This is a genomic window from Micromonospora vinacea (assembly GCF_015751785.1).
GTDB lineage: Bacteria > Actinomycetota > Actinomycetes > Mycobacteriales > Micromonosporaceae > Micromonospora > Micromonospora vinacea.
The window spans coordinates 786,462-810,908 of the sequence record NZ_JADOTY010000001.1; the positions used below are offsets into that span (position 1 = coordinate 786,462).

26 protein-coding genes and 1 pseudogene are annotated in these 24,447 nt (G+C 71.1%); 13 read left to right on the forward strand and 14 right to left on the reverse strand.

Annotated features, from left to right (window positions below):
• The first annotated feature begins 41 nt into the window (after positions 1 to 41).
• Positions 42 to 629: a TetR/AcrR family transcriptional regulator gene (locus IW249_RS03805; RefSeq protein WP_196919521.1), complete on the forward strand. Its 588-nt coding sequence runs from the start codon at positions 42 to 44 to the stop codon at positions 627 to 629.
• Positions 629 to 2,830 (forward strand): MMPL family transporter, encoded by a 2,202-nt coding sequence (locus tag IW249_RS03810; protein ID WP_196919523.1) that lies wholly within the window; start codon positions 629 to 631, stop codon positions 2,828 to 2,830. Before IW249_RS03805 ends, IW249_RS03810 begins: the two co-directional genes overlap by 1 nt.
• Before the next feature lie 100 nt (positions 2,831 to 2,930).
• On the opposite strand, the gene IW249_RS03815 is transcribed toward IW249_RS03810, so the two are convergent.
• Positions 2,931 to 4,187 (reverse strand): erythromycin esterase family protein, encoded by a 1,257-nt coding sequence (locus IW249_RS03815; protein ID WP_196919524.1) that lies wholly within the window; start codon positions 4,185 to 4,187, stop codon positions 2,931 to 2,933.
• 128 nt (positions 4,188 to 4,315) lie between these two features.
• Between IW249_RS03815 and IW249_RS03820 the strand changes: the two genes are divergently transcribed.
• Positions 4,316 to 4,507, forward strand: coding sequence for a DUF2795 domain-containing protein (locus IW249_RS03820; RefSeq protein ID WP_196919526.1), 192 nt, complete (start codon positions 4,316 to 4,318; stop codon positions 4,505 to 4,507).
• A gap of 75 nt (positions 4,508 to 4,582) precedes the next feature.
• Here IW249_RS03820 and IW249_RS03825 read toward each other — a convergent pair whose 3' ends face one another.
• Positions 4,583 to 5,485 (reverse strand): Gfo/Idh/MocA family protein, encoded by a 903-nt coding sequence (locus IW249_RS03825; RefSeq protein WP_196919528.1) that lies wholly within the window; start codon positions 5,483 to 5,485, stop codon positions 4,583 to 4,585.
• A 185-nt stretch (positions 5,486 to 5,670) separates the two neighbouring features.
• Between IW249_RS03825 and IW249_RS03830 the strand changes: the two genes are divergently transcribed.
• From IW249_RS03830 to IW249_RS03840, 3 genes and pseudogenes are all read left to right on the forward strand, one after another.
• Positions 5,671 to 6,033: a cupin domain-containing protein gene (locus IW249_RS03830; RefSeq protein WP_196919529.1), complete on the forward strand. Its 363-nt coding sequence runs from the start codon at positions 5,671 to 5,673 to the stop codon at positions 6,031 to 6,033.
• 139 nt (positions 6,034 to 6,172) lie between these two features.
• Positions 6,173 to 6,565, forward strand: coding sequence for a hypothetical protein (locus IW249_RS03835; protein WP_196919531.1), 393 nt, complete (start codon positions 6,173 to 6,175; stop codon positions 6,563 to 6,565).
• Positions 6,558 to 7,084: pseudogene (locus tag IW249_RS03840) on the forward strand (hypothetical protein). Before IW249_RS03835 ends, IW249_RS03840 begins: the two are co-directional and overlap by 8 nt.
• Here the strand turns inward: IW249_RS03840 and fabG are convergent.
• A complete protein-coding gene (gene fabG, locus IW249_RS03845) occupies positions 7,053 to 7,811 on the reverse strand; it encodes a 3-oxoacyl-ACP reductase FabG (RefSeq protein WP_196919533.1) in 759 nt (252 codons plus the stop codon). The pseudogene IW249_RS03840 and the gene fabG overlap by 32 nt on opposite strands.
• 43 nt (positions 7,812 to 7,854) lie before the next feature.
• A complete protein-coding gene (locus IW249_RS03850; protein ID WP_196919534.1) occupies positions 7,855 to 9,507 on the reverse strand; it encodes an alpha-amylase family protein in 1,653 nt (550 codons plus the stop codon).
• An 87-nt stretch (positions 9,508 to 9,594) separates the two neighbouring features.
• Between IW249_RS03850 and IW249_RS03855 the strand changes: the two genes are divergently transcribed.
• Together IW249_RS03855 and IW249_RS03860 are read left to right on the forward strand one after the other, a co-directional pair.
• Positions 9,595 to 10,209, forward strand: a complete 615-nt coding sequence (locus IW249_RS03855; RefSeq protein ID WP_196919536.1) for a DUF1349 domain-containing protein — start codon at positions 9,595 to 9,597, stop codon at positions 10,207 to 10,209.
• Between the two features lie 69 nt (positions 10,210 to 10,278).
• Positions 10,279 to 10,950, forward strand: a complete 672-nt coding sequence (locus IW249_RS03860) for a DedA family protein (RefSeq protein ID WP_196919537.1) — start codon at positions 10,279 to 10,281, stop codon at positions 10,948 to 10,950.
• A 5-nt stretch (positions 10,951 to 10,955) separates the two neighbouring features.
• Here the strand turns inward: IW249_RS03860 and IW249_RS03865 are convergent, their stop codons facing one another.
• The gene (locus tag IW249_RS03865) at positions 10,956 to 11,702 is read right to left on the reverse strand and encodes a YidC/Oxa1 family membrane protein insertase (RefSeq protein ID WP_196919539.1); all 747 of its coding nucleotides are present in this window, start codon (positions 11,700 to 11,702) and stop codon (positions 10,956 to 10,958) included.
• Between the two features lie 102 nt (positions 11,703 to 11,804).
• Complete coding sequence (locus IW249_RS03870; RefSeq protein WP_307788508.1) at positions 11,805 to 12,098, reverse strand: DUF6412 domain-containing protein; 294 nt, start codon at positions 12,096 to 12,098, stop codon at positions 11,805 to 11,807.
• A 161-nt stretch (positions 12,099 to 12,259) separates the two neighbouring features.
• Here IW249_RS03870 and IW249_RS03875 point away from each other — a divergent pair, with 161 nt between their 5' ends.
• The 3 genes from IW249_RS03875 to IW249_RS03885 all read left to right on the forward strand — a co-directional run bounded on the left by IW249_RS03875 (position 12,260) and on the right by IW249_RS03885 (position 15,840).
• The gene (locus IW249_RS03875) at positions 12,260 to 13,396 is read left to right on the forward strand and encodes a carboxylate-amine ligase (RefSeq protein ID WP_196919540.1); all 1,137 of its coding nucleotides are present in this window, start codon (positions 12,260 to 12,262) and stop codon (positions 13,394 to 13,396) included.
• A 23-nt stretch (positions 13,397 to 13,419) separates the two neighbouring features.
• Positions 13,420 to 14,799, forward strand: coding sequence for an FAD-dependent oxidoreductase (locus tag IW249_RS03880; RefSeq protein ID WP_196919542.1), 1,380 nt, complete (start codon positions 13,420 to 13,422; stop codon positions 14,797 to 14,799).
• Positions 14,800 to 14,871: 72 nt separating this feature from the next.
• Positions 14,872 to 15,840, forward strand: coding sequence for a LacI family DNA-binding transcriptional regulator (locus IW249_RS03885; RefSeq protein ID WP_196924622.1), 969 nt, complete (start codon positions 14,872 to 14,874; stop codon positions 15,838 to 15,840).
• Between the two features lie 191 nt (positions 15,841 to 16,031).
• On the opposite strand, the gene IW249_RS03890 is transcribed toward IW249_RS03885, so the two are convergent.
• The 3 genes from IW249_RS03890 to IW249_RS03900 all read right to left on the reverse strand — a co-directional run bounded on the left by IW249_RS03890 (position 16,032) and on the right by IW249_RS03900 (position 19,156).
• Complete coding sequence (locus IW249_RS03890; protein WP_196919543.1) at positions 16,032 to 16,985, reverse strand: carbohydrate kinase family protein; 954 nt, start codon at positions 16,983 to 16,985, stop codon at positions 16,032 to 16,034.
• On the reverse strand, positions 16,982 to 18,247 hold the full coding sequence (locus tag IW249_RS03895; RefSeq protein ID WP_196919545.1) for an AGE family epimerase/isomerase: 1,266 nt from the start codon (positions 18,245 to 18,247) through the stop codon (positions 16,982 to 16,984). Before IW249_RS03895 ends, IW249_RS03890 begins: the two co-directional genes overlap by 4 nt.
• Positions 18,248 to 18,514: 267 nt before the next feature.
• Entirely contained in the window at positions 18,515 to 19,156 is a 642-nt protein-coding gene (locus IW249_RS03900; RefSeq protein ID WP_196919547.1) for a TetR/AcrR family transcriptional regulator, read from the reverse strand.
• Positions 19,157 to 19,199: 43 nt separating this feature from the next.
• Between IW249_RS03900 and IW249_RS03905 the strand changes: the two genes are divergently transcribed.
• Positions 19,200 to 20,081: an arylamine N-acetyltransferase family protein gene (locus IW249_RS03905; RefSeq protein WP_196919548.1), complete on the forward strand. Its 882-nt coding sequence runs from the start codon at positions 19,200 to 19,202 to the stop codon at positions 20,079 to 20,081.
• Between the two features lie 58 nt (positions 20,082 to 20,139).
• Here IW249_RS03905 and IW249_RS03910 read toward each other — a convergent pair whose 3' ends face one another.
• Both IW249_RS03910 and IW249_RS03915 read right to left on the reverse strand, forming a co-directional pair.
• The gene (locus IW249_RS03910; protein ID WP_196919550.1) at positions 20,140 to 20,565 is read right to left on the reverse strand and encodes a nucleoside deaminase; all 426 of its coding nucleotides are present in this window, start codon (positions 20,563 to 20,565) and stop codon (positions 20,140 to 20,142) included.
• The gene (locus IW249_RS03915) at positions 20,562 to 21,413 is read right to left on the reverse strand and encodes an LLM class flavin-dependent oxidoreductase (RefSeq protein WP_196919552.1); all 852 of its coding nucleotides are present in this window, start codon (positions 21,411 to 21,413) and stop codon (positions 20,562 to 20,564) included. The genes IW249_RS03910 and IW249_RS03915 overlap by 4 nt, the downstream gene beginning before the upstream one ends.
• A 99-nt stretch (positions 21,414 to 21,512) precedes the next feature.
• Here IW249_RS03915 and IW249_RS03920 point away from each other — a divergent pair, with 99 nt between their 5' ends.
• Positions 21,513 to 22,394, forward strand: coding sequence for an aminoglycoside phosphotransferase family protein (locus IW249_RS03920; RefSeq protein WP_196919554.1), 882 nt, complete (start codon positions 21,513 to 21,515; stop codon positions 22,392 to 22,394).
• An 18-nt stretch (positions 22,395 to 22,412) separates the two neighbouring features.
• On the opposite strand, the gene IW249_RS03925 is transcribed toward IW249_RS03920, so the two are convergent.
• From IW249_RS03925 to IW249_RS03935, 3 genes are all read right to left on the reverse strand, one after another.
• Positions 22,413 to 23,222 carry an Fpg/Nei family DNA glycosylase gene (locus IW249_RS03925; RefSeq protein WP_196919556.1) on the reverse strand — a complete coding sequence of 270 codons (810 nt, stop codon included), beginning with the start codon at positions 23,220 to 23,222 and terminating at the stop codon, positions 22,413 to 22,415.
• An 89-nt stretch (positions 23,223 to 23,311) separates the two neighbouring features.
• Entirely contained in the window at positions 23,312 to 23,512 is a 201-nt protein-coding gene (locus tag IW249_RS03930) for a DUF397 domain-containing protein (RefSeq protein ID WP_196919557.1), read from the reverse strand.
• Positions 23,505 to 24,392, reverse strand: a complete 888-nt coding sequence (locus IW249_RS03935; protein WP_196919559.1) for a helix-turn-helix domain-containing protein — start codon at positions 24,390 to 24,392, stop codon at positions 23,505 to 23,507. The genes IW249_RS03930 and IW249_RS03935 overlap by 8 nt, the downstream gene beginning before the upstream one ends.
• Positions 24,393 to 24,447 lie beyond the last annotated feature (55 nt).

The following is a 24,447-nucleotide window of genomic DNA, read 5'->3' on the forward strand; positions in this document are numbered from 1 at the left end:
CCGATCGGTCAGGCATGCTGGTCTGCGGGAGGTGGACCGGCATGGTCAGAGCGGTACCCGACACGCACGGCGAGATCCTCGCCGCAGCGGCGCGGCAGTTCACGGTGACCGGCTACCGGGGCACCTCCCTGCAGGACATCGCCCGGGAGGTCGGCTGCTCCAAGGCCACGGTGCTCTACCACTTCGCCAACAAGGAAGCCCTGCTCGCCGAGCTGATGGCCCCCGCGATCGAGGTGCTCCGCAGCCTCGACGACCAGCTCAACGGCCTGACCGGAGCGGCCGCCCAGGAGGTCGCCGCACAGGGCTTCGTCGACCTCGCGGTCCGGTTCCGGCAGGAGATCGCCGTACTGCGCGGCGAGTTCCCGGAGCTGCTGTGCCAGCCGGCCTTCGCGCACATCCAGGAGATCTCCGACCGGCTGCGGGACGCGTTGGCCGGGCACTCCGACCGGCCGGCGGCTCGGATCGCCGCGCTGGTGCTGCTCGCCGGCATCTCCGAGGCGTGCGCCGAGTTCGCCGACATCCCCGACGACGAGCTGCGCCTCGCCCTGCTCACCCTCGCCCGACGGGCCGTCGAACCCGTCGACGCACCCCTGCCCCATCCACCCACGACCGAGGACAAGGACTCCTGATGGCCACCCTGCTCTACCGGCTCGGCCGGGGCGCGTTGCGCCGGCGACGGCTCGTCGTCGCGCTCTGGCTCGTCGTACTCGTCGTCGCCGGCCTGGCCGCGGCGACCCTGCGCGGCCCGACGGCGAGCAACTTCACGATGCCCGGCACCGAGAGCCAGCGCGCGCTCGACCTGCTGGCCGACCAGTTCCCCTCAGCCAGCGGCGCCACCGGCACCATCGCTGTCAAGGCGCCCGCCGACGGCCAACTGGCCACGCCCGAGGGCCAGGCCGTGGTGCAGGAGTTGGTCCAGGAGGCCTCGACACTGCCCGGCGTGGTCGGCGCGGTCAACCCGTTCCAGGTCGGCGCGGTCTCACCCAACGGCCGGTACGCACTGGTCCAGGTGCAGTTCGCCACCGGCGGCGACGAGGTGACCGACGAGCAGCGCACCGCGTACGAGGAGGTCGGCACCGCCGCCGAGGCGAAGGGTTGGCAGGTCGCCCCGGGGGGCGAGGTTCTGGGTGGTGAGCCGGAGATCGGCTCCACCGAGGCGCTCGGCGTCCTGGTCGCCGCGATCGTCCTGATCATTACGTTCGGTTCCCTTGTCGCCGCCGGCATGACGATGCTCAACGCGCTGATCGGCGTGGGCGTCGGCATGGCCGGCCTGTTCGCGCTGAGCGGTGTCATCGAGTTGACCAGCACCGCGCCGATCCTGGCGCTGATGCTCGGTCTCGCCGTCGGCATCGACTACTCGTTGTTCATCACCTCCCGGCACCGACAGAACCTGCTCGAAGGCCTTCCCCCGGAGGAGGCGGTCGGCCGGGCCGTGGGTACCGCCGGCTCGGCAGTCGTCTTCGCGGGCGCCACAGTGGTCATCGCCCTCGCCGGTTTGGCCGTGGTGAACATTCCGTTCCTCACCGTGATGGGTCTCGCCGCTGCCGGTACTGTCACCATCGCCGTGCTCGTGGCGATCACCCTCCAGCCCGCACTGCTCGGCTTCGCCGGCAACCGGGTGCTCCCGCGCCGGCTGCGCTCCACGGTCGGCTCCGCCGCCCCAGGTGAGCCGGTGGGCGAAGAGACGCTGCCGGTCGAGGACCGCTCCGGGTTCGGCTTCCGCTGGGCACGGTTCGTCATCCGCTTCCGGGTGCCGGTCATCCTGGTCTCGCTGCTCGGCCTGGGGCTGCTCGCGCTGCCCACGCCGGACATGCGGCTGGCCCTGCCGGACGCCAGCACGGCGACGGTGGGCTCCCCGGCCCGGGTGGCGAGCGACCTCACCACCGAGGGCTTCGGCCCCGGCTTCACCGGCCGCCTCGCGGTGGTCGTGGCGGGCGACGACGCGCAGGCGACCGCGGCCGCGGTGCCGCAGGTGACCGCGATGATCCAGCGCACCGAGAACGTCCTCGCGGTGGCGCCGCCGCAGCTGAGTCCGGACGGTCGGACCGCGCTGCTCGGCGTGGTGCCGAAGACCGGCCCGACCGACGAGGCCACCGAGACCCTGGTGCACGACGTCCGCGACGCGGTCGGTGGGGTCAAGGGCGCCGAGGTGCTGCTCACCGGCGCCACGGCGATCGGAATCGACGTCTCGGAGAAGCTCTCCGACGCACTGCCGATCTACCTGCTGCTGGTCGTCGGGCTCTCGGTGCTGCTGCTGATGCTGGTGTTCCGCTCGCTGCTGGTGCCGCTCAAGGCGGCGCTGGGCTTCCTGCTCACCGTTGCCGCCACGTTCGGCATCACGGTGGCGATCTTCCAGCAGGGCCACCTCGCCGACCTGGTCGGCCTGGACAGCCCGGCCCCGCTGGTCAGCTTCCTGCCCATCCTGCTGATCGGCATCCTGTTCGGGCTGGCCATGGACTACGAGGTGTTCCTGGTCTCACGGATGCGGGAGGACTTCGTGCACGGCGACACCGCGCGTGAGGCCACGATCAGCGGCATGGGCCACGGTGCCCGGGTGGTCACCGCCGCCGCGCTGATCATGATGTCCGTCTTCGGTGGCTTCGTGTTCCTCGACGACCCGATCATCAAGTCGATGGGCTTCGCGCTCGCCATCGGCGTGGCCATCGACGCGTTCGTGGTCCGGATGACCATCGTCCCGGCGGTGATGTCGCTGCTCGGCGACCGTGCCTGGTGGCTCCCCCGCTGGCTCGACCGCGCCCTGCCCAACGTGGACATCGAGGGCGAGGGCCTGCGCGAACACCTGGAGGTGCGGACCCCCACGAGGGTCTGACGCCCATCCGGTCGATCAAGGAGTTGTGGTGTCTGCCGTGCCCCACTTCGGGGCGTTGGTCCGGCACCACAACTCCATGATCGGCGCGACCGGGTCCGGGTCAGACCCCGGCCGGGTACGTTTCCATCTCGCCGGAGGCGGCCGGCACCGGTAGCGGGTGCAGAGCGGTCGTGTCGTCGCACCAGATGAAGGCGTCGTACCGGTCGCCGAGCCGCGTCGGCACGTAGTTACCCCAGGACTCGAACGACGGGTCGTAGACGACCCCGATCGCCCGGTGGTCCACGGTGTCGGTGACCCAGCCCGGCTGGTCGTCGCCGCCGAAGATCAGCACCGCCCGCTCCGGCATCAGCTCGTGCAGCCGCCGCTCGATCGACCCCTCCCGAGCCGGCGGCACCACCATCGCCTCCGGCGGCGAACCCCAGCGGGGTGCGGCGATCACCGTGCCCCGGTAGCTGCCGAAGCCGACCAGGGCCACCGCGTCCTCGCCGTGCCGCTCCCGGGCCAACTGACCGATGTTGACCATCCCGTCGGCGGCCATGTCGGTGGCCCGCGCGTCCCCGACGTGCGTGTTGTGCGCCCAGACGATGCCCCGGGCCTCCGGGCCGTAGCGGTCCAGCAGCCGGTCCAGGGTGTCCTGCATGTGGGTGTCGCGGATGTTCCACGAGTCCGGCCCGCCGGCCACCATCGCCCGGTAGTACCGCTCAGCGCCAGCCACCACCTCCGCGTTCTGCCAGGCGGAGAAGCGATCCGGGCCGTCCGAGAGGGCGTGTTCGCGGGTCCGGGCGAGCAACCGGACGACCTCCTCCTCGCAGCGGGCGGAGACGAACCGGCTGGCCGCGCCGTACTCCTCAACCCTCTTGCCGTACGGCTCGAAACACCGGTAGGCGTCCTGCGCCGCCTCCAGCGACTTCGGGTCCTCCTCCCCCAGGTAGTCGAAGATCGCCTGCATCGACTCCCAGAGGCTGTACACGTCGAGTCCGTGAAATCCGGCCCGTTGCTCCTCCGGCCGCTCCACGTTCCAGGCCCGCAGCCAACTGGCGAACCGGGCCACCTCGGCATTGGCCCACATCCAGGTCGGCCACCGCTCAAACTGGTCGAGCGCGAGCTGGGGTTGGAGCGCGCCACCCGGTGCCGCCGTCACGGAGCGGTGCACCCGATCGCAGTCGGGCCAGTCACCCTCCACGGCGACGAAGGAGAAGCCGCACTCCGCGATCAGCCGGCGGGTGAGCTGCTCCCGCAGCCGGTAGTAGTCGTAACTGCCGTGGGTGGATTCACCGATCATCACCACCCGGGCGTTCCGAACGCGCTCCAGCAACGGGTCGAAATCGCTCGGCGCGCCGAGCCGCTGAACCAGCATGCCAGCGGCTACCCGGCCGCCGCTGCGGCAAACCGTGGGCGCGTCGCGGGCCGACACGCCGGCCGCCGGGCCATCGTGGGTGCCAACCCGACCGGTGTACGGCCACCGCGAGCGGGTAGCCGGCCGACATGACCGTCACCGGGGTTCAGTTGCAGGAGTACCTGGCCGGGCTCGACTACCCGGTCTCCCGGGAGGACCTGGTCCGCTGGGGTCAGGAGAACGGGGCCAGCACAGCGATGCTGCAGATGCTGCAGGCCCTACCACCCGAGCAGTTCAACTCCCCCGACGAGTTGAACGCCGCCCTGACCACTCCCACCTGACCTCGGTGATCATGAGGTTATCGCCGTCCCGCACGGCGTGTCGCGCCGCTAACTTCATGATCACCGGGCGTGGGGTTACGGGAGGGGGATTGTGCGGGCTTCTGCTCGGGCGGTTTCGGCGGCGGCGAGGATGGTGACGACCTCACGGCCGAAGCGGACGTCGCAGCGGTGATCCCGGCTGCCGGCCCGCACCTGCTCGACGAGCTGGTCGATGGCGACGCCGAACGCGGTGGCGGCGTCGTTCTCGCCGAACGGGACGTTCTCGATGCCGTTTTCGCCGTAGAACACGAACTCCCGGGCCATCGACTCGGTCGGGGCATCCAGGGAGAGTGAGGCGCTGCTCGTGGCACCCCCCTCGTGGGTGAGCAGCAGGTGCACCATCCCGTTCGGGCCGTCCATCGCCGCCACCTGCGTCACCCGGCCCAGCACCGGCAGGAGGATCGAGAGGGCGTGCGGGGCGATGTCCCAGAGCGCCCCGTGCTCGCGACGCCACAACGAGCCGCCGTACGGGCTGCCCTCATGAAAGATCGACGCGAACGCGGTGGTCCGGCCGTGCTGCCAGCCCCCGGCGGCGGCGGTGGCGGCGAGGAACGCTGTCACGTTCGGCTGGAACCGCTGGGTGAAGAAGACGACCGAGGCGACCCCGGACTCGTCGGCGGCGGCCACGACGCGGTCGGCGTCGGCCACGCTGAGCGCCAGCGGCTTGTCCAGCAGCAGGTGCCGGCCGGCGCGGGCGGCCCGGACCGCGATGTCGGCCTGGATGTCCGGCGGCAGGGCGACGGCGATCGCCTCACACTGCTCGATCAGCGCGTCGACGTCGGCGTAGGCAGGCACCCCGTACCGCTCGGCAAGCGCTGACGCTCGCTCCGGGTTGCGCCCCCACACCCCGACCAACTCGGCGTCGGGATGTGCGTGCAGCGCCTTCCCGTGCGTCTCGATCGCCCAGTGACCGGTGCCGAACAAGCCGAACCGCAGCACGTGTACCTCCGCTGTTTTCCCCGCACCATGGCAACGCCACGGACGTGATCCACGCTAGTCTCCCCGGCGGTCATGACGGCGGCGGGTTCGACCAATCGAAGCAGCCCACCGCCGTTTCCGCTCTCGGTGACGTCAGGTCCGAATGCCGCCAGACACCCCAGGTACGGCGAGGCAGTCTCGAGGACATGCCGAGCACGAATCCAGCGACGACCAGCGGTGTCGTGACCTTCGACCACTGGTACGACTTCACCGAGGGTGGCCCCGTGCACCGCGCGCTGCTGCCGTTTCCGTCAACGGCGCCCGCTCCGTTCGAGGTTGCGCGCTGGTCGGTGGCCCCGAACACGTCCAACGATCTCGACGTCCACCGGTCTCGTGAGGTGTGGATCATCGTGGCCGGAACCGGAACCGTGACCTTCGCCGACCAGGCCAGCGTCCTGCGGGCCGGAGACGTCGTGGCGTTCGACAGCACTGTGCCGCACCAGATCCGGAACGACGGACCGGATCCGCTCCTTGCCGTCTCCGTCTACTGGCTGCAAGGGGACGACTGACGCCCACCCGAACGGCGTCGGGAACGGGGGCTGCGGCCACAGCGACAGGCGCGCGTCACACGCGGAGAGGCAGGGCATCCCTTTACTACGACGGTTAGTAGGCTGTGCCGGTGACCGAGGCAACGACCGGGTGGTGCCGGTGACCAGCGTGGGCGCCGACTCGCCGGTGGATGGGATCGTCGCGACAGTGCCGATCGTGCTGTCACTGCTCGTGGCGGTGTGGGCGCTGGTGGCGGCGGTACGCCACCGGCCGCCGGACCAGGTGCAGTTCGTCGGTCTGGCCGTACTCGAAGTGGCGTTGCTGGTGTTGAGCGTGCTGGCGCTCGTCGCGGTCGGCGGCGGGGATCGGCCCGGCGAGCCCGGCGCCTTCTTCGGCTACCTGGTCACGCTGGTGTGCCTGCCGCCACTGGCCTGGGTGCTGGCCCGGATGGAACCGACCCGCTGGGGCTCGGCGATCGTGTGCGCGGTCTGCCTGGTGGCCCCGGTGGTGGTGGTCCGGTTGCAGCAGACCTGGGAGGTGCTCGGTGGTTGAGACAGGACCGGCCCCCCGGCGTACGAACTCCGGCCCGGGTCGGCTGCTGATCGCGGTCTACCTGCTCTTCGCCATCGCGGCGACGAGTCGGGCGGGTCTGCAACTCGCCACCAAGTTCGACGAGGCGCCGGTGGCGTACCTGCTCTCCGGGGTGGCCGCGCTCATCTACATCGTGGCGGCGGTGGGGCTGGCCCGCGCCGGGCACACCGGCCGACGGGTCGCGCTGGCGTGCTGCTCCGTGGAGCTGGTCGGGGTGGTCGCGGTCGGCATCCTGAGCCTGGTCGACAGGGAACTCTTCCCGGACGAGACGGTCTGGTCGCAGTTCGGCAGCGGGTACGGCTACATCCCGCTGGTGCTGCCGGTGCTCGGCCTGATCTGGCTCTGGCGCACCCGCCGCGCACCGGCCTGACCACCGCGCGCCCGCCTGACCCGCCCGACGACGAGGGCGCCGGCCTACCTGCCGGAGCGCCCTCGTCGGGAGTACGGGTCAGTCCCGTGGGCCGCCCGCGACGTAGATGACCTGACCGGAGACGAAGCCGGCGCCCTCGCTCGCCAGGAACGAGATGGTGTGCGCGACGTCCTCCGGCCGGCCCGGGCGACGGACCGGGATCTCGGCGGCGGCGTGCTTCTGGAAGTCGTCGAAGTCGACCTTCATCCGGGCGGCGGTGGCCGCTGTCATGTCGGTGACGATGAAGCCGGGTGCGACGGCGTTCACGGTCACCCCGAACGGCCCCAGCTCGATGGCGAGCGTCTTGGTGAAGCCCTGCAGGCCGGCCTTGGCGGCGGCGTAGTTCGCCTGGCCCCGGTTGCCCAGCGCGGAGGTGCTGGAGAGGTTGACGATCCGCCCCCACTTCCGGTCCACCATGTGCTTCTGGGCCGCCTGGCTGAACAGGAACGCGCCGCGCAGGTGCACCCCCATCACCGTGTCCCAGTCGGCGTTGGTCATCTTGAACAGCAGGTTGTCGCGGAGCACACCGGCGTTGTTGACCAGCACGGTGGGCGCGCCCAGCTCGGCGGCGATCCGGCTCACCGCCGCCTCGACCTGGTCCCGGTCGGACACGTCGGCGCCCACCCCGAGCGCCCGGCCGCCCTCGGCGGCGATGGCGTCCACCGTCTCCTTGGTGGCCGCCTCCTCGATGTCGACCACGGCGACGGCCATCCCGTCGGCGGCCAGCCGTCGGGCGGTGGCCGCGCCGATGCCGCGTGCGGCTCCGGTGACGATGGCGACGCGGGACTCCTCCGACATGATTACCTCCCGGTAACGTGGGGTCGATCGGAGGAGCTTAACGTCAACAGGCCGACCCTCGGCATAGGCGAATCCACCGGTATCCGTAGCCGGAGACCTTCACCGCGCCGAGCTTGCCCAGCTCTCCGTAGCCGCGGTCGGCGAGCACGTCGATCGGCAGGTCGGCCTCCGGTTCGAGGCTGCTCAGGTCCACCTCGACGTCGTCGGTGCCCAGGTTGTGCACGAAGACCATCGTCCCGGTCGGCCCGTCCGCCCGGTGCGTCAGCACGCCCGGCGGCACCGGCACGTCGATGTGGCTGGTCGAGCCGGAGCCGATCTCCGGTGCCTCCCGCAGCGTACGGATCATGCGCTCGAACCAGGCGAGCAGGGACTTCGGGTCGCCCCGCTGGGCGGTGACGTTGACGTTCTGGTAGCCGAACTCGCCCTTCTCGATCACCGGGCGGACCAGCTTCTCCGGGTCCGCCGTGGAGAAGCCGGCATTCGGCTGGTACGACCACTGCATCGGGGTACGGATCGCGTCCCGACCCCGCAGCGACAGGTCCTCGCCCATCCCGATCTCCTCGCCGTAGCGCAGCACCGGCGTGCCGCGCATCGAGAACTGGAGGGCGTACGCCAGCTCGATGCGCCGCCGGTCGTTGCCGAGCATCGGGGCGAGCCGGCGACGGATGCCCCGGTCGTAGATGCGCATGTTCTCGTCCGGGCCGAACTCCGCGTACACCTGGTTGCGCTGTTCGGTAGTCAGCCGGGACAGGTCGATCTCGTCGTGGTTGCGCAGGAAGGTGGCCCACTGCCCACCGACCGGCAGCTTCGGGGTGTCGTGCAACGCGTCGATCAACGATTCCGGGTCCTGCCGGGCCAGGGACAGCATGAGTCGACCGTTGAGCATGAAGTCGAAGAGCATGTGGATGCGGTTGCCGGAACCGCTGGCGTCGCCGAAGAACGTCGGTAGCTGGTCCGGCTCGACGTTCGCCTCGGCCAGCAGGACGGCGTCACCGCGGCGCCACTGGACGTGCTGGCGCATCTCGGTGAGGAACTCGAAGTCCTTCGGGGAGTTCGGGTTGCCCGGCTCGGTCAGCTCGATGATGAACGGCACCGCGTCCATCCGGAAGCCGGAGACGCCGAGCTGGAGCCAGAACGACATGATCTTCTTGATCTCGTCGCGGACCTGCGGATTGGCGAAGTTGAGGTCCGGCTGGAACTTGTAGAACCGGTGATAGAACCACGCCTTGGCGGTCCGGTCGTAACTCCAGGTCTCGTCCTGCTCGCCGGGGAAGACCATGCCCTGGTGCCGGTCGTCCGGCTCGGTGTCGGACCAGACGTACCAGTCCCGGTACGGCGAGTCCGGCGACGAGCGGGCGGACTGGAACCACGGGTGTTCGTCGGAGGTGTGGTTGACCACCAGGTCGATGATCACGCGGATGCCCCGGTTCTGCGCCTGGTGCAGCAGCTCGGCGAAGTCGCCCAGGGTGCCGAAGCGCGGGTCCACGTTGTAGAAGTCGGTGGCGTCGTAGCCGTCGTCACGGTTGGGCGACGGGTGGATGGGGTGCAGCCACAGGCAGGTCACCCCGAGTCGGGCCAGGTAGTCCAGCCTCCCGATCAACCCACGGATGTCACCGACCCCGTCGCCGTCGGAGTCGGCGTACGTGTCGATGTCGAGGCAGTAGACGACGGCTTCGGAATACCAACGGTCACCCATGCCGGAGGAACATCTCCGATCCACCGCTGCGGCAAACCCGTCCGGCGGGCGGGCGGGCGGCGGGCGGCGTTGGTTACCGTGCCGGTCATGGAGAACGACCTCGTACCGCCGAGCGAACTGTTGGACTGGTCCCGGGGTAGCTGGCTGCACCCGCCGGTACGCGTCGAGGAGGGCCCGGCCGGCGAGCTGGTCGTCGAGCCGGCCGCCGACAGCGACTTCTGGCGGCGGACCAGCTACGGCTTCGTGCACGACAACGGCCCGGCCCTGCTGGCACCGCTGCCGGTGGGCACCGCCATGGAGGTGAGCTTCCGGCTCGACTTCTCGGCGCAGTTCGACCAGGCCGGTGCGTTCGTCCGGGTCGACGAACGGACCTGGACAAAGGCCGGTGTGGAGATCAGCGACGGCGAGGTGCAGCTCGGCGCGGTGGTGACCCGGGAATTCTCCGACTGGTCGGTGGGGCCGGTGCCGGAGTGGGCGGGCCGGGAGGTGACCATCCGGGTCAGCCGGGCCGGCGACGCGCTGACCGTCCGCGCCCGGGTCGACGACGAGCCGTGGCGACTGGTCCGCCTCGCCCCGCTGGACCCGACGGCCGAGGCCATGGCCGGCCCGTTCTGCTGCGCGCCGTCCCGCGCCGGTCTGACAGTGGTGTTCACCGGCTGGAGGCAGGGGCCGGCGGACACCGCGCTGCACCCGGAGCACTGAGCGCAGGTGTAGCTCGGGCCCGGCTGGGTATGACCATCCGATCCCCGAGAGCCGACCGGAAGGACGACCATGGCGTACGCCCAGGCTGGCGACCCGTCCGGGTTCACCGGGTTGACCGGCTGGGTGGCCTCGGTGATCGAGGTGATGGGCCCGGTCGGCGTGGCGCTGCTGGTGGCGCTGGAGAGCATCGTTCCGCCGATCCCCAGCGAGATCGTGCTGGCGCTCGCCGGCTTCCTGGCGCACGAGGGCAAGTTCAACGTCTTCCTCGTGGTGCTGGCCGCGACTGTCGGCTCGCTGGTCGGCGCGTTGGTGCTCTACTGGCTGGGCGCGGCGCTGGGCGAGGAACGGCTCAAGCGCTGGTTGGACCACATCCCGTTGGTGGACCGCGACGACCTGGAGAAGGCCGACAAGTGGTTCGAGCGGCACGGTCGGTGGGCGGTGCTGATCGGTCGGGTGGTGCCGGTGGTCCGCAGCCTGGTCTCCGTGCCGGCCGGAGCCAACCGGATGCCGCTGGGTGAGTTCATCCTGCTCACCACCATCGGCAGCGGGGTGTGGAACGGTCTCATCGTGGGAGCCGGCTACGGGCTCGGGAGCCGTTGGCAGGACGTCGAGCGCTACAGCGACTGGTTCAACTACGCGATCGTCGCGGTCTTCGCCGTGTTGGTGGCCAGCTGGGTGATCCGTAAGGTTCGTAAGCGTCGGAACCGCGACGACCGGCGGTCGGTGACCGCCGGTCGCTGATCGCGTTACCGGTCAGCCGGCGACGGAACCGCCTGGGGTCGCCGGAGTACCGCCTGTTCGAGGGCCGACCACACGCTCGTGGTCACCAGGTAGATCACCGCGGCGAGCGGCAGCACCAGCGCCACCAGCACGGTCGTGAACGGCAGCAGGGGCAGCAGCCGGCCGAGCGTGGCCGCCCCCGGCCCCTCGGTCGGCGTACCGGCCACCGTGCCCACCGCCGCCGACGCCCGACGGGCCCGCCGCGACGACCACCAGGCCACCGCCAACAACACCACCAGCAGTACGCCGAACAGCGGTCCGGCCGCACCGGCCAGCCCCTCGGTGAGATGGTGACCCAGTGGCACGCCGGCCAACCGCTCGTCCAGCAACCCGGTGCCGCCCTCACTGGTGCTGAACAACCGGTACAGCACCAGCAGGAACGGCGCCTGGATGAGCAACGGCAGACAGCCGGCGATCGGGTTCGCGCCGGCCTCGCGGTACAACGTGAACACCTCGCGCTGAAGCGTCGCCGGGTCGTCGGGGTACCGCTGCTGAAGGTCACGCACCTGTGGGGCGAGCGCCGCGCGGCGCCGCTCGCCGCGGACCTGCGCGACCGTCAGCGGCGAGATCAGCAGGCGGACGGCGATGGTGAAGAGCACGATCGCCGCGGCGGTCGCCGCACCGCCGGCCAGTGGTTCGAGCAGCTCGGTGAGCCAGGACAGCGCGCTGCCGGCAGCGGCGACAGCGTCATGCAGTGGTGCGAAGGCAAGCATGGGAAACCCCTCGGTCCGATTCCGGTGAGGCCCTCCCCTGGGCGGCATCCGCTCAGCAAGGGGGGCCGGTGACGGCGGGATCGGCCGCGCGGCGGCGAGACGCTACGCGGCCGAGGGGTGTCCCGGAGCGCGGGGACGAGGCCGACCGGCGGCATCGGGGTCGATCTGGCGGGGCATTCGGCGACTTCGGGAGCGGGCCCGCAGGCCGGCCCACCGGGGCCCGGCACCGGGTGGGCCCGCCCGGTCGTGCACCCGGGCCGCCAGCACCACGGCGAGCAGCACCAGGGCGGTCAACGCGGCGCCGGCGAGCAGGTCGACCGGTCGGCCCGCGAGCACTGTGAGCTGGGCGAACGCGGACATCCACGCGACCCCGAAAAAGCCCAGCAGCACCGGCACGGGCTCAGCATAGGACCCGCTGTCACGTCGCCCAGCCGAATCCTGCGGCCCGCTCCGAGTACGACGTGTCGCCGCCACGTTTCCCGGCATCGCCACGTTGGGTAACCAACGGCGGACCGACGCGGACGGACCGCGAACGGTGGAAACGGACGGGTGATGTGATGACGGGTCAGGTGGCAGAGGCGCCCAGCGACATGGCTGCGGCGACCGGGTTGCTCACCGTGGGTGTCGAGGAGGAGTTCCTGCTCGTCGACCCGCACACCGGGGCTGCGGTTCCGGCCGTGGACCTGGTCATGGAGCAGGTGCCGGCCGAACTTCGCGGACAGGTGGAGCGGGAGTTCCAGACCAGTCAGATCGAGATCGGCAGCCCGCCCGGCCTGGAACTCTCGTCGATCCGGCACTCCCTCGGCGTCCTGCGTCGGGCGCTCTCCGACGCCGCCGAGCGGGCCGGCGTACGCCTGCTCGCCATCGGCACCGGCCCGGTGGACGGCCCGGTGCCACCGGTGGTGGACAAGCCCCGCTTCGACCGGATGATCGAGCGGTTCCGGCTGCTCGTTCCCGGCCCCGGCAACAACGGCATGCACGTGCACGTGGGGGTGCCCGACCCGGACACCGGCGTGCAGGTGCTCAACCACGTACGGCCGTGGCTGCCGATGCTGCACGCCGTCACCACCAACTCGCCGTTCTCCCGGGGCGAGGACACCGGCTACGCGAGTTGGCGCTCGGTGGAGTGGGAGCGTTGGCCGTCTGTGGCGCCGACGCCGTTTCTGGAGTCGCACGAGCACTACCAGCGGCTGATCCGGCAGTTGATCTCCAGCGGGGTGATGCTCGACGAGGGAATGCTCTACTGGTACGCCCGGCTGTCGGCGAAGTACCCGACCGTTGAGCTGCGGATCGGCGACGTCTGCCCGTCGGTGGACGACGCGGTGCTGGTCGCCGCGCTGGTCCGGGCGCTGGTGGCCACCGCCATGGCGGATGTGGAGTCCGACCGGCCAGCGTTGCAGACCGACCACCACTTGCTGGTCGGGGCGCACTGGCGAGCCGCCCATGACGGCCTGGAAGGCGAGGCCGTCGACGTCACGAACGGTGAACTACGCCCAACCTGGGAGCTGTTGGACCGGTTCGTGGAGCGGATGCGTCCGGCGCTGGAGCAGCACGGCGACTGGGCCGAGGTGACCGACCTCCTGGGCGGCCTGCGTCGGCACGGCAGCGGCGCGGCACGCCAACGCGCGGTGTTCGAGCGCACCGGCAAACTCACCGACGTGGTGCAGGACGTCGCGCGGCAGACCCGCGGCTGATCACCGCGTGACAGGATGGACCCGTGGCGCAACGGCTGATCGTCATCGGCGGGGACGCCGCCGGAATGTCGGCGGCGTCCCAGGCCCGACGCCGTCGTGACAGTGGCGACCTGGAGATCGTGGTCTTCGAGCGGGGCCACTTCACCTCCTACTCGGCGTGCGGCATCCCATACTGGATCAGCGGCCTGGTGCCCGGCCCCGAGGCGTTGATCGCCCGGGCCCCGGAGACGTTCCGCACCGAGTACGCGATGGACGTGCGGATGCGCCACGAGGTCACTGCCATCGACCTGGAACGCCGCGAGGTGGTGGCCCGGGACCTGAAGGGCGGCGGCGAGGTCCGCGAGCGCTTCGACGACCTGATGTACGCCACCGGCGCGGTGCCGGTGAAGCCGTCGTGGGCGGTCACCGACGCGGGCGGCGTGTTCGGCATGCAGACCCTCGACGACGGTGCGGCGCTGCGCGACTGGCTGGACGCCGACCCGCAGCCGCGCCGGGCCGTGGTGGTCGGCGGCGGTTACATCGGCGTCGAGATCGCCGAGGCCCTGATCCAACGCGGCCTCTCGGTGACCCTGGTGGAAGCGGGCGAGCAGCCCATGTCGACGGTGGACAGCGACATGGGCGAGCTGGTCGCCGACGCGATGCGCGGCCTCGGCATCACGATCCGCGGCAGCCTGCCGGTTACCGGCCTTGAGGAACGGGACGGCCGGGTGTCCGCCGTCGTCACCGCCGAGGGGCCGATCCCGACCGACGTCGTGGTCATGGGTCTCGGCGTACGCCCCAACACCGCGCTCGCGGAGGCGGCCGGGCTGCCCCTCGGGCCGACCGGCGCGATCCGGGTGGACCGGCGGATGCGGGTGCCCGGGCACCCGGGGATCTGGGCGGCCGGCGACTGCGTGGAGACCCTGCACCGGGTCAGCGGGCTGCCGGTGCACGTGCCGCTCGGCACGCACGCCAACAAGCAGGGACGGGTCGCCGGCATCAACATCGGCGGCGGGTACGCCACCTTCACCGGCGTGATCGGCACGGCGGTGACGAAGGTGTGCGACCTGGAGGTGGGCCGGACGGGTCTGCGCGAGCGCGACGCCACGGCCGCCGGCTTCGAGTTCGTCTCGGTGATCGCCGAGTCGACCAACCGGGCCGGCTACTACCCGGGCGCCCGGCCGATGACTGTCAAGCTGATCGCCGAGCGCCCCAGCGGCCGGTTGCTCGGCGCGCAGATCGTCGGTTGGTCCGAGGCGGCCAAACGGATCGACTCGCTGGCCGTGGCGCTGTGGAACGGCATGACGGTGGACGATATGACGCAGCTGGACCTGGGCTACGCTCCGCCGTACGCGCCGGTGTGGGATCCGGTGCTCATCGCCGCCCGTAAAGCTGTCGACGCGCTCGCCGCCCTCGACCGTTGACCCGCGCCCGCCGTGGAGGAACACCCCGTGACCCAGACCCCGACCCGGCCGACCGTACGTCGGCGTCCCACGATGGTCGACGTGGCCCGGCGCGCCGACGTCAGCCTGAAGACGGTCTCCCGGGTCGTGAACGACGAGCCGGTGGGGCAGGAGTTGGTCGGCCGGGTGCTGGCCGCCATCGCCGAGCTGGGCTTCCGGCGTAACGACATCGCTCGCAACCTGCGTTCCCGGCAGCTCAACGCCACCGTCGGCCTGCTGATCGAGGAAATCGCCAACCCGTTCTACGCGACGATCGCCAGCGTCGCCGCCGAGATCGCCGCCGCCCACGGCACCATGCTGATCACCGCGTCGTCGGAGGAGGACCCGGAGCGGGAACGCGCCCTGCTCCAGGACTTCACCCAGCGCCGGGTCGACGGCCTGCTGGTGGTGCCGGCGGGCCTGGACCACTCGTTCCTGCGGCGCGAGGTCGAGTTGGGCATGCCTGTGGTGTTCCTGGACCGGCCGCCGCAGGGGCTGCAAGCCGACGCGGTGCTGTTGGACAACCGGGGTGGCAGCCACGCCGGGGTGAGTGCGCTGCTCGACGAGGGCCACCGCCGGGTGGGGCTGCTGCTCGGCGCGCCGAGCGTGCCCACCATGCGTGAGCGGCTGGCCGGTGCACGGGCGGCGCTGGACGCCGCTGGTGTCGAACCGGACGAGTCACTGATCCGTGAACGGCTCATCGCTCCCGAGGAGGCCGGTCGGGCGGTCGCCGCGCTGCTCGACCTCCCGGAGCCGCCGACCGCGTTCTTCTGCGCCAACAACCGGCTCACCGTCGGTGCGCTCCAGGAGCTGCACCGGCGGGGCAGCGACGCCGCGCTGGTCGGCTTCGACGACTTCGAGCTGGCCCACCTGATGCCCCGACCGCTGACCGTCGTCGCCTACGACACCCGGGAGCTGGCGAGGGTCGCCACAGAACGGCTGTTCGAGCGCATAGCCGGCGACGACTCCCCACCGACAACCACAGTGCTCCCCACGCGGCTCCGACCCCGCGGCCTGACCTGACCCCCGCCCACCCCCTCCGGTGGCGGAACCGCGAGCGTTGAGCAGGACGTGCTCGCCCCGGAGGAGCAGGGCAGACAACCCCCTGCCCCCTCCTTTGCTCTGCACCCTGATGCGCGCCGGTCACGACCGGGCACCGGGCACGACCGGGCACGGCTCGTAGCCGTCGCATCCGCGGGTGCAGAGCAAAGGGGTCAGTTTGCGGGGGTGAGGCGGGCCGCTACCTCCGAGCGGCGGGGCGGGTCGGCACCCCGACGGCCGCAGGTCAGTGCGGCCACGGTCGCGGCCTGGCGCAGCACTGTGCCCCACTGCTGCGGAGTGACGGCAGCGAGCCGGTCGGCTGGGCGGTCGCCGAGCGCATCGAGGTCGGCCAGTGCGGCCAGCAGGCCACCGGTGAACGAGTCGCCGGCGCCAACGGTGTCGACCACCGTGGTGCGGACCGCCGGCTCCTCGTGCAGCGAGCCGTCGGGCGCGAGCAGCCAGACGCCGTCCCCGCCCCGGGTCACCACGGCACAGGACACGCCGGCCGTACGCCATTCGGTCATCACGTCGGCCACCGAACGGTCCGGGTAGAGCCAGGCCAGGTCCTCGTCGCTGGCCTTGACCAGGTGCGCGAGACGGACCTGCCGGCGTACCCGCTCCTGCTCCGCCGCCCGGTCGGTGACGATGCTCGGCCGCAGGTTGAGGTCGATGGAGATGGTGAGCCCGTCCCGCTGGCGTTCTCGGGCGAGCAGGCCCTCCAACGCCTCGGCGCCGGGCGCCAACGCGAGTGCCAGGGAGCCGGTGTGCAGCGCGATCGCGGGTGAGCCGGCCAACTCGGGCAGCTCCTGCGGAGTCCACTGCCAGTCCGCGGCACCGGCCAGTCGGAACTCGTAGCTGGCCTGCCCGGCGGCGTTCAGGGTGGCCACCGCCACCGACGTGGGCTCCTCGGCGTGCACCGCCCACTCCAGGTCCACCCGGTTGGCACTCAGATACTCGACGAGTTGCCGACCGTAGTCGTCGCTGGCGAGCCGAGCCAGCAGCCGTACCGGCTGGTCGAGCCGGGCCACTGTGACAGCGACGTTCGCCGGGGAGCCGCCGGGCACGGCCCGCTGCCCCTCGGCGGTGACGACCAGGTCGATCAGAGCCTCACCCGCGACGACGATCACGCGGTCACCTCCCCCGGTGCGAGCGGGCCGGGGCCACCGAGCCCGTCGGCCGCGCGGGACAGCAGTACCGCCTGGTACGCGTGGTAGACGTCTGGTCGGCCGTGCCAGACCGTGTCGGCGGGCAGGTTCTGCGCGTCCAACTCGTGCCGCCATCCGGTCTGGTCGATGAGACTGCGGCGGGCGTACGCCCAGAAGACCCGGTACCAGTCGAGGTAGACCGCGTCCCCGGTGCGGCGGTGCACTGTGATCGCCGCCCCGATGGCCTCGGCGAGAACCCAGTGCATCCGGGAGCGCACCACCGGCCGGTCGTCCCAGTCGATCGTGTAGATGAAGCCGTCCGCGCCGTCGACCGCCCAACCGCGACGAACGGCCGCGGCGAACAGGGCACGGGCGTCGGTGAGCAGCCAGCTGGGCGGCTGCGGCAGGACCGCCTCCAACTCCAGCAGCAGCCGGGCCCACTCCAGCCAGTGCCCGATGGTGGAGCCGTACGGCCGGAACGGGTCGGCGGGCTGGTCCCGGTTGTAGTCGGGCAGCGGCGTCCAGTCGGTGGTGAAGTGCTCGGGCAGTCGCCAGTCGTGCCGGGCCGCCTCCCCGTGCACGAGGTGGGTGGCGATCCGCAGGGCCCGGTCGGCCCAGCTCGCGTCGCCGGTGGCGGCGGCAGCGGCGAGGTACGCCTCGACCATGTGCATGCTGCTGTTGGCGCCCCGGTAGTCCTCGGTGACCGTCCAGTCCCGGTTCCACGATTCGCGGACCGCGCCGGCGTCGTCGTCCCAGAATCGGTCCCGCACGACGGTCAGCACGTCGGCGAGCAACGTGTCCGCGCCGGGCCGGCCGGCGCGTGCGGCGCTGGAGGCGGCGAGCAGGACGAACGCGTGGTCGTAGCCGGCCTTGCGGTCGTTGACGGGCACTCCCTGCTGGTCCACCGCCCCGAACCAGCCGCCGTACCGGTCGTCGCGCAGCAGTGTGCTGAGCGCGGCGATCCCGTGGTCGACCAGGGCGGCGGCGTCCGGGTCGCCGTTGCGGTGGGCAAGGGCGGCCACGTGGGTCATCCGGCAGGTGATCCAGGTGTGGATCGGTTCGCCGCGGTCCGGGGTGCGGTCGTCGGTGAGCCACCAGAAGCCGCCCTCGGGCCGGACCGAGCGGCGGGCGGTGTCGAGCAGCGTCCGGGTCTGGTCGACGAGGAACTCGTCCAGATCGGGCAGGTCTGGCGACCCTGCCGGGGCGGGTGTCGTTGCGGCGTCGGATCGGGGCACGTCGGTCATTTCAGCTGGTCACCGTCGGGTAGGAAAGGGACATACGGCCAGGATCGGCGGACGGACCGGGTCCGCGCCGCAAAACCGCCAACGGTACGCCACGAATCGACTGGCCAGGGTCAACCCGCAGCCGGGGCTTTTGCCCCCATTTGCCCGTTGACATCGTTGTCACCGCTCAACCCTGCTCCGACAGCCGGCCGACTGTCAATTCCGGCTGCGTCACACCGCAACGGGGACGGTCGCCCGGCTGTCGCGATGTCCGCCTCCCCCCATCCATCAGGCGCCCCCGAGGTCGACCAGGCCGATCTCGGCGGGGGGAAGGTCCTGGATGTCCGGGCCAGCACGCAGGCCCTCGAGCATGAGGGTCAGGTAGCGGTCCACGCTGCGCTGGGTGAGTTCGGCGCGCAGGCCGGGTAGTGGCCGCAGCAGCAGCGCCATCATGAGGGTCAGGTCGCCGGCGTCCACGTCGGGGCGCAGGTCACCGTCGGCCTGGGCGCGGCGGACGAGCCGGTCGAGGATCTTCAGCAGGGCTTGACGGAGCCGCTGCTCCTCGGGCTCGGCGTGCAGCTGTTCCCAGGTGCTGGTGAACCAGATCGACAGCCAGGTCGCCAACCTCAGCTCGGCGGCCGACCGGCGGACGAAACGTGCGAGCGCACGCCACGCGTCCGGCTCCTCGTCTTCGGCATCGCGAGCGATGGCGACCACGCGGTCGAAGCCGTCCAGCGCGACCCCGCGCACCAGAGCGTCACGGTCAGGGAATCGGCGATAGAGGGTGGCGGCCCCGACGCCGGCGCGGCGGGCCACCTCCTCCATCGGCACTTCGACACCGCGTTCGGCGATGAGTGCGCGGGCCGCCTCGATGATCTGTTCGCGGTTTTGCCTGGCGTCCGCCCGGAGCCTGGGGCTCTCGTTCTTCACCTGACCAGTATACGGATGGAACTCTTTCACTTACACTTCACAAGTGGAGGAGGCTCCCCCACTTAGGAGGTTGATGATGGGCACAAAGGTGGCGATGAGTCAGATGCTGCGCAGAATCGGGCACCACGGGCGCGTCGCAGCCGACGTGGAGACGCTGTTCGCACTGCATCAGGCCTGGCGGCACGCCGTGCCGTACGAAAACCTCGACATCCAGCTCGGCCGGCCAATCGCCCTCGATGCGGAGGCACTGTTCGACAAGCTCGTGCGGCGGCGGCGCGGCGGTTACTGCTACGAGCAGAACGCCGGCCTGGCCATGCTGCTGCGTCTGGCCGGTTTCCAGGTGACCCTGGTGGAGGCCGCAGTCATGCGTGCTACCCGCGGCGAGGCGATGTGGGGCAACCACAACGCGCTGCTGGTCGACCTCGGTGACCGACGCTGGCTGGCCGACGCCGGTATCGGCGACGGATTCATCCAGCCGCTGCCGATGCGGGAGGGCCACCACACTCAGGGAAGCCTGACCTACCGGCTTGAGCGGCTCGATCCTGATACCTGGCGCTTCCACCACCGCCCCGGCGGAACCATCGCCTCCTACGACCTCCGCCTGCGGCCACGGGAGATCGCCGACTTCGCCGCCCACTCCCGGGAAATGTCCACGTCCCCCACCTCGGCGTATGTCACCACGCTCATGGCCGCTCGGCCGAGCGCCGACCACACCCTGGTCCTGCTGTCCCGGACGCTGCGCCGGCTCGGCGCCGCCCCCAGCACCCCCCAAACGATCGCCGACGTCGACGAATTCGCCAGAACGCTGTCCACTGACTTCCTCGTACCGCTCGACGACCTCGGCCCGGACGGCATCGCCCACCTCTGGCACAAGACAGGCACCCAGGACGACCTGTGGCGCGCGCGGGTCCGCACCACCCCCTGAGCACTGGGCGACCCTCAGCGTCGGCTCAGCCGAGCCAAGCAGCTCCGACGGGCTCCGATCAGTAGTAGTCGTCGATCGGCTGGCGTGCCTCGTCGAACAGCGCCGGCCCCTCGTACCGGACCGGGGGCAACGGCGGGGTGGCCGGCTTGACCTCCTCGAACTGCTCGGTCGACAGGGCGTACACCACCCGCCCGAGGCCGGACCGGTCGATCGCCGTCGCGCACATCGGGCAGGGCTGGCAACTGGTGAACATGGTGGTGCCGGCGGCCACCTCGGGAGAGAGTTCCCGAGCCGCCCAGCGGGCCAGCTTCAACTCCGGGTGGGCGCTGATGTCCGCGTCGGAGACCACTGTGTTGTGGTCCTCGATCAGGACGACTCCTGCCGCGTCGACCAGCAAGGAGCCGAACGGCCGTTCGCCGGAAGCCCCCGCCCGCCTGGCGATTTCCACGGCGTGGCGGAGAAACTTCTCGTCGTCGGGGGTCATCGATCCTCCTGGGTCTTGTGGTGTGCGGCCACTGCCGCAAGGGTCCGCCAGGCGCGTTCGGGCTGGCGGATCTCGGTCAGGTCGTCGTTGAACGGGTCCAGCACCACCGTCTCCGCGCCGAGCGCACGAAGCTTGTCCAGGTCGGCGGAGATCTGATCGATGGTGCCGACACCGGCGAGCCGGTCCGGGTCGGTGATCGGTTCCCGGGTCTCCTGGAGCGCGATCCGCGGCACCAACGCGGGCACCGGGCGACCCAACTCGTCGGCGATGTCCGTCAGTCGTCCGACCGCCTCGGCCAGCCGTGCCGGCGTGACCCGCAGCGGGTGCCAGGCGTCACCGAGCAGTACCGCGCGCCGCATGCCGGCCTCGCTGTTGCCACCGACCCAGATCGGGATCGCAGCCGTGTCGTAATCGTCGGTGTCCTGCCAGGCCTCGCGCATGGTGTGCAGGTACTCGTCGGTCAGCGCGCCCCGCTGCCGGAACGGCACGCCGAGCGCCTCGAACTCCTGCCGGGCCCAGCCGACGCCGACACCGAGGACGAGCCGGCCGCCGCTGAGCCGGTTGAGGTTCGCCGCCATCCGGGCGGTCAGCAGCGGGTGCCGGTACGGAACGATGAGCACCGTGGTGCCCAGCCGGACCCGGCTGGTCACCCCGGCCAGCCAGGACAGCGTGGTGAACGGCTCGTAGAACGGCGCCGGATACTGCTCGGCCACGTCCGGGGTCACCACTATGTGGTCGGAGACCATCAACAGGTCGAAGCCGAGACCCTCGACCGTCTGCGCCCACCGACGCAGCACGTCGGGGTCGGTTCCCGGGGCGAAGTTCGGTACGTTCACACCAATCTGCACCCGTCCACGCTAGCCACTGTGGACCGTTGTGGGAACGCCGTGGCCCGCCTGAACCACCAGGCAGCTGGCACGAACCGCCGCACGGTTCAGGAGGACCAGATGGAACTGCCCGAGGGGCTCGACTGGGTACGCGGGTCACCGGCCGGTCGCGCCTGGCTGGCCGCACTTCCCACGTGGCTGGCCGAGTGCGCCGAGCGCTGGTCGCTGCGGGTCGGGCCGCCCTTTCGGCAGGCGTACGCCTCACTGGCGCTCCCCGCCGAGATGCCCGACGGCACTGCGGTGGTGCTGAAGCTCCAGTACCCCGACGAGGAAAGCCGGCACGAAGCCGACGCGTTGGCCCACTGGGGCGGTGACGCGGCGATCCGTCTGCTCGCCCACGACCCCGGGCGGCGTGCCCTGCTGCTCGAACGCTGCCAGCCCGGCACTCCCCTGCACGACCTCCCGCTGGACCGGGCGCTGGACGCGGTGATCGCGCTGCTCCCCCGGCTCTGGCGACCGGCCGGCGCGCCGTTCACCCCGCTGGCGCAGGAGGCCGCCCGTTGGATCGACCGGATGCCCAGGGCCTGGGAACAGGCCGGCCGGCCGTACGAGCGGCGGCTGCTCGACGCGGCGCTCGACCTGCTCGGCGGCCTGGCATCCAGCCAGGGCGAACAGGTACTCGTCAACCAGGACCTGCACGCCGGCAACGTGCTCGCCGCCGACGCCCTCCCCGGCGACCGAGGGCCGTGGCTGGCGATCGACCCGAAGCCGCTGACCGGAGAACGGGAATTCTCGGTCGTGCCGATGGTGCGCGGCCCGGAGTTGGGGCACTCGCCGGTCGCCGTCCGGCACCGACTGGACCGACTCAGCACCGACCTGGGGCTGGACCGGGAACGGGTCCGGGGTTGGACGATCGGCCACACGCTGTCCTGGAGCGTCGCCGACGACAGCGTCTTCCCCCAGAAGATCGACGTGGTCCGCTGGCTGCTCGACAGCGCCTGAGGTCCGGCACCGGGCGGGTCAGCCGGCTTGGCAGGTACGGCACCAGTACAGGTTGCGGCCGGCCAGTTCGCCGCGGCTGACCTCGGTGCCGCAGACGTGGCACGGTGCCCCGGGGCGGCGGTAGACGTACACCTCGCCACCGTGCCGGTCCACCCGCGCCGGCCGGCCCATCGCCTCGGGCAGGTGCGCGTCGCGGACCGTGTCGATCCGGCCGTGCTCGACCGCGAGCCGCATCAACCCGACCAGGTCGACCCAGAGCGCGTCCCACCCGGCCCTGGTCAATTGCCGTCCCGGCATCGTGGGAGGCAGCCCCGCCCGGAACAGCGCCTCGGTCACGAAGATCAGGCCGGTGCCGGCCACCACCGACTGATCCAGCAGCAACGCGGCGAGAGGTGTGGGGCTGCGGGCGACCCGGGTGTACGCCCGCTCCGGGTCGGCGTCGGCGCGCAACGGATCCGACCCGAGGCGGTCCCGCAGCGCGGCCACCTCGGGTGGGGTGAGCAGCTCACAGGCCGTGGGCCCGCGCAGGTCGAGCCAGTGCCGGTCGCTGGCCAGCCGCAGCCGCACCTGACCCACGGGCTCCGGCGGCTCCCCCGACCCGTCGGTGAACTTGCCGTACAACCCGAGGTGTACGTGCAGAGTCAGCTCGCCGGCGTAGTGGTGCAGCAGGTGCTTGCCGTACGCCTCGGTGCCCTCCAGTACGGTCCCGGTGAGCCGGGCGGCACCCTCGGCGAAACGGCCCTGCGGGCTCGCGGCGTGCAGCTTGTCCCCGGCGAACAGCTCGGCGTGCCGGGCCGCCAGGCGGTGGATCGTGTGTCCCTCTGGCACAGGTGCCAAGGATAGCCAGCCCCACCCGACTGGACCGCGCGCTGATCGACTCGCGTCCCGGCGGTGGGTTGTTCGGGGTGGCGGGACGGTCAGCCCTGACGCTGCTCCTTGACTCCGCTCACGAACGCGGCCCAGGTGGCCGGGGCGAAGGTCAGTGTCGGGCCGGTTGGGTCCTTGCTGTCCCGTACGCCCACGACGCCGGGGAGGTTGTCGGCCACCTCGACGCAGTCACCGCCGCTCCCGCCGCTGCGGGTGCTCTTGCGCCAGGTGGCACCGGCAAGGTCAGTCATGATGCTCCTCGGTGATCGAAGTGATCATTTTCTCTGATTCTGCCTCACCCGACGCGAGCGCTTCCAGGTCCGACCAGACATGTTCGTAGGCCGCCACCTCGGCCGGCTTGTCCAGGTACAGCGCTCCGGTGATGTTCTCGACGTAGACGGTGGTCGGCTCGGTCGACGCCCTCCCAAAGGCCTGCGGGAAGTCCAGCAGGACGAAGGTGCCGCTCTCGCTGGCCAACGGCGGACCGGCGGCGAGCGGCAACACCCGCAGGCTCACGTTCGGCAGCGCGGCCACGTCGAGCAGGTGTTGCAACTGCTGAGCCATCGCCCGCCGATCGGGGATCGTGCGCCGCAGCACGGCCTCGCTCAGAACGACCCGCAGGGTGGGAGCAGAGGGCAGTCGGCGCACGAGAATGCCCTGTCGTTGCAGCCGAACCTCCACCAGCTTCTCCCGTTCCTCCCCGCGCATCGTCGGATTCTTCCGCCGGAACAACTCGCTGGCGTACTCCCGGGTTTGCAGAAGCCCGGGGATCAACTCCGAGTCATATCGGCGAATCAACGTGGCCGACGATTCCAGGCCGACGTACAGCGAGAACCACGACGGAACGACATCGCCGTACGAATGCCACCAACCCCGGGCTCGAGTCTCTTTCGCGAGGCTGGCGACGATCTCCCCCATGTCGTCGGTCACCCGATAAAGAACGCACATCGCGCGGGCGTCCACCACGCGCACCGGGACCAACCCCTTCTCGATGCGCCAGACCTTCTGCCGCGAGCAGTCCAGTGCTTCGGCTGCGGCGTCCAGCGTCACGGAGGCATCCTCGCGGAGCTGCGTGAGCAGCCGTCCGAGTTGCCGCCGAGGGACCGTGGACCCGCTTGTTTCATCCGTCATGCAACATCACCGCTCTCTTCCTGCAACACCTGATGTTTCACCCCGTACGCATTTC